We start from the raw sequence: 4,011 nt of genomic DNA, 5'->3' as shown, positions 1-4,011 counted from the left end.
TCCAAACTCTTGTCCGTATCGTGGCTGTCTTGAAAAGTCTCGAATTCAAGTTTGATAAGTAGACGTGCATATGTACTCGTCATCATGGGGCTAACGGATTGCAATTGGGTATACCTAAACGTTACATAACAGGCCTTGGCAAATTGTGTATCAAATGCGCTGTGCCAGCGGGAAATCCAAGGTTCTAGCAAAAGCGTTGTGCTTCGACCTGCTACACGCTGAAGGGCCAGGATGAGGGATATTACGGTGGCCATCGCGAGGAGGTGCTGAAGAGAGACAACTAGCGTTGCCGTGTACCTGGATGTACGACGTTGAGGCGCGGAAAGCGATCAGTCGCGGTGCATCATCGAGAACCGGGGAATAACGATCCGGCGTAGATTTGACTCTCTGCTTGCCCTGTCATGCGAAGGTGACGCGCCCGTTCTACGTGCAGAATAACTGGCCGAAGTTCTTGAGAGTGCTGTGGAGAGAGCAACATCCAGAGGGGCATGAGCAGAGTACGTTGACCTTTGGAATCGAATCTGTCCTGGCAAAGAACGTGCCACTGTTTGAAGAAATGAATACTCTGAAGGGGCGAGGGCCAGCCAAGTGAAAGCGATTAAAGGGGTCACGACACCAAACGTCAAGATCCTACGCCAACCGGAAGTTTCCACGTCCCAGATGTCCACGATTGGCCTAGGATACTCAGGGGAGGTTCGATGAGTGCCTTGGCCTGTTCGCAACAGTTGAGACCCCGTGAAGCGCTGATAAGCACACAGGGGTCGCCATAGCGGGACGTTCGATTGGCGAAGTATCCATCCTGCGCGAAACTGCGCGACGGTCTCTGGACGGAGCCAGATGCAGTTCTTCATTTTCGCGGCTGTGAGACCCTGACCCTAGCGTCCCGCGCTCGTTTCGGGCAGGTTTAGGAAGGGGCAGATAGCTGTTTGAAGCGGCGCGAGTTTCGCAAAAGAGACTGCGACGGTAGACCGGAACAAATCCTGCGCGAACGCTCGCACAAAAGTCTGGTCCGGCCCGATGTCGATAGTGGGAATCGTTAACAGGGAAGTTATATAGGCTGCTAACTCGCGAGGAATTCCTTCCAAGACCAACGCAATTGCCCCTGCCGCATGTAGTGCAAGGGCATCCTTGTAGAATTGCGTGGCAGTGGCCTATGACAGTCCCTGCACCCGATATGCGCAGCATCTGATGGAGAATGTGGTTCAATTACCTTATACTTGACTAATCGTTCCATAAACGATATAACGGTGCGATGGCACGAACAAAAGAGTTCGATCAGGAACAGGCCCTCGAACGAGGCCGTCGCAGAGAGAGTTCGGATTGGACGCGATAGGCTTGAAACAAGTGTTCGAGCGCTGTTTGGTGCAAGCGAGGGATGCTCGCGAACTCAAGAATTCATCTTCTGTTTCTGCGCTGGCCCAGTTCTCGGTCAATGCTTTTCAGTCTTCCGACTCATCGCGAAGACGCGGCTCACCAAAGCACCCTCACGCAAAACATCCATGGCGAGGCACGCATCGTCGAACTCCATCTCGCTTGACGTTTGGCGGTTGGGCAGTCTGAATCCGCTGATCCGAACCTGAACTTTGCAACCGAGTCGTTTCTAGTCACGACTCAGATCGGAGCTAAATTATGAACAGTCCACTCATAACACGTGAGCAAGTGCTTGAGGCGAGCAAAGGTATGCTTCAGAAGCAGTTTTATGTTATTTTTTCTAAACCCACCAATGGCATCGAACCAGTTATGGAGAATCTCCCTCGGCATCTTAAACACCAGTGTCAAATCGAGCGAGATGGGATTCTGGTCGCCGCTGGCCCACATTGGACCGATGACGAGAAGCATTGGGAAGGGGACGGAATGTTTGTAATACGGGCTACCTCGCTTGCTGATGCAAATCGCCTAGCGGCGCTGGATCCGATGCATCAATGCGGGGCTCGAAGCTTCAAGATTCGTCCTTGGTTAATTAATGAAGGGTCGTTGAACTTGCATATCAGTTTTTCTGATGGGCGCATGGTTCTTGAGTAAAAGGCGCTGAGGCTTTGTTCGGCAGAATCCAAGGTGCCTCCCCGCATAGCTCGACGGGATCTACTCCAAGGGGGCGAACTGGGGATCCTACGTAGTTAGGGATGGATTGCTGATTACTGGCCAGAGCCCGGGGCCTCCGCTGCCACAGCGGTGGCGCTGGTCGCGCGATGCTCACCGCTTGTCAATGAGCGCATTAGCGATTTGTCATCAACTGCGAACAACGAACTGCTCACTGACGGGAAGCGCATTTCACGAGACTAGCCTCAAAAGTCCGATTGAGGTCGCATCGCTATCTTGGTTTTCGCCAACGATATGAGGAGAGTACGTTGATTCCCATTGTTTTTATCCCTGGGTTACTCTGCACGGCGGAAGTTTTCGCACCTCAGGTTGAAGCCTTGTGGCCTTACGGCCCAGTCACAGTTGCTTCGACGCTTGAGGGATCGACGGTTTCGGAAATGGCTTCGTCAATCCTGGCATCTGCCCCCCCGCGGTTTGCTCTTGCTGGCATTTCAATGGGGGGATATATCTGTTTTGAGATCATGCGGCAGGCGCCAGAGCGTGTCCTTAAGCTAGCTCTGCTTGACACCTCTGCGCGGCCAGATATACCTGAACAAATCACCCAAAGACGAGCACTCGTAGAGCAAGCGCGTACCGGTGACTTTGAAGCGCTGGTGGCGCAGGTCCTGACCGCGATCCTTCACCCCGCGCATCAAACCGATCCAGCGTTGCGCAAGACCAATGTCCGCATGGGGCTCACAGTGGGCGTCGAGGGGTTCGCACGTCAACAGGAGGCCGTCATCGGGCGGATCGATAGTCGCCCTGACCTCGCCGCCATCAGCGTACCCACCCTCGTTGTCGTCGGCGACAACGATCTACTTACTCCGCCAGAACGTGCCCAGGAGATGGCAAGCGCCATCCCCGACGCCCGCTACACTGTGGTGCCTGAGTGCGGCCATGAATCCACTCTTGAACAGCCGGAGGAGATTAATCGCGCCCTCATTGCATGGATCAGCGGCTAACGTAAAGCCCGGCGTGGAGCATACATTTCTAGTTCAGCGATACCGATCGGAAACAAGATTGCTTGATGATAAATCGACGATACTGATCGGTATTGATCAGGAGGATAGGTCGAATCGTACTTACTTACCCCCCGGCCTGGCGGATCGCGGCTGGTGAGAACGGCCGATGCGCGTTTCCAGAGCTGCCCCAGCGCCCAATGTTTTCGTCCCTTATGGAACGCTCCCTTCAGTTTGGAGCAAATGAATCAACGCAGTACGGCCAGAGTGACTGACACCACGTTGTCGATCATTGCTTTGGGGGGTCGCGTCTTCGCCATGAGGCGAAGACCGAAAAAGGCATTGACCAGGAACTGCGCCAGCGCGGAAACAGAAGATGAATTCTTGAGTTCGCGAGCGTCCCTCGCTTGCACTAAACAGCGCTTGAACACTTCTTCCAGCCCATCGCGCCCAATCCGAACTCTCTCTGCGACTGCCTCGTCCGAACTGGCCAGCTCCGCAGCGGAGTTCGCGGCAAAGCATCCGCGAGCATCACAGACCGTCTGGGAAGCACAACTTCTAAAGATCGCTCGGATGAGCGGTAAGCCGCCTTTGGGATGCCTCTTTGTGAGATCGCTTAGCTGGTGCCCCTCCAATGACTGATACCGCATGAGGCTTTGCAGAAACATCTCATGCTTCGATCCAAATGTGTCATAGAGGCTTTGGCGCTGGACACCGGTAGCTTCAACGAGATCTTGAATTGAGGTCGCTTCGTAGCCGTGCTTCCAAAACAGTTGCATGGCAGCATCGAGGGCCTGTTCCCGATCGAACTCTTTTGTCCGTGCCATTGCACCACTATACTATTTTCTGGAACGAAAGGTCAAGTATTAGGTGAATGAGCCAAATCTCCATTAGATACTCCGCATACTCGCGCAACGCCTGCCGATTGAGGATAAATCGATATGCTTCCCATGCTCACTGACATGCAGGAAAC

The 4,011-nt window shown here is 53.8% G+C and carries 3 protein-coding genes and 1 pseudogene; 2 read left to right on the top strand and 2 right to left on the bottom strand.

The annotated features are described in order from the left end of the window. Positions 1 to 875: 875 nt before the first annotated feature. Positions 876 to 1,136: pseudogene (locus HB393_RS24840) on the bottom strand (3-methyl-2-oxobutanoate hydroxymethyltransferase); the annotation flags it as partial. Between the two features lie 493 nt (positions 1,137 to 1,629). Between HB393_RS24840 and HB393_RS24835 the strand changes: the two are divergent. Next, complete coding sequence (locus HB393_RS24835; protein WP_213807916.1) at positions 1,630 to 2,022, top strand: YciI family protein; 393 nt, start codon at positions 1,630 to 1,632, stop codon at positions 2,020 to 2,022. A gap of 275 nt (positions 2,023 to 2,297) precedes the next feature. Beyond that, entirely contained in the window at positions 2,298 to 3,041 is a 744-nt protein-coding gene (locus tag HB393_RS24830) for an alpha/beta fold hydrolase (protein WP_345945439.1), read from the top strand. 245 nt (positions 3,042 to 3,286) lie between these two features. Here the strand turns inward: HB393_RS24830 and HB393_RS25490 are convergent, their stop codons facing one another. Further along, positions 3,287 to 3,865 (bottom strand): TetR/AcrR family transcriptional regulator, encoded by a 579-nt coding sequence (locus tag HB393_RS25490; RefSeq protein WP_255551608.1) that lies wholly within the window; start codon positions 3,863 to 3,865, stop codon positions 3,287 to 3,289. Positions 3,866 to 4,011: the final 146 nt, after the last annotated feature.

The sequence above is a fragment of the Granulicella sp. dw_53 genome (assembly GCF_018449545.1).
In the GTDB taxonomy this organism is placed as follows: domain Bacteria; phylum Acidobacteriota; class Terriglobia; order Terriglobales; family Acidobacteriaceae; genus Edaphobacter.
Note: the sequence above shows the minus strand (reverse complement) of the source record. Positions and strands in the feature narration are given on the sequence as shown.

Coding starts and splice junctions, on each gene's coding strand:
- HB393_RS24835 (WP_213807916.1), top strand. CDS start 1,630: ATGAACAGTCCACTCATAACACGTGAGCAAGTGCTTGAGGCGAGCAAA.
- HB393_RS25490 (WP_255551608.1), bottom strand. CDS start 3,865: ATGGCACGGACAAAAGAGTTCGATCGGGAACAGGCCCTCGATGCTGCC.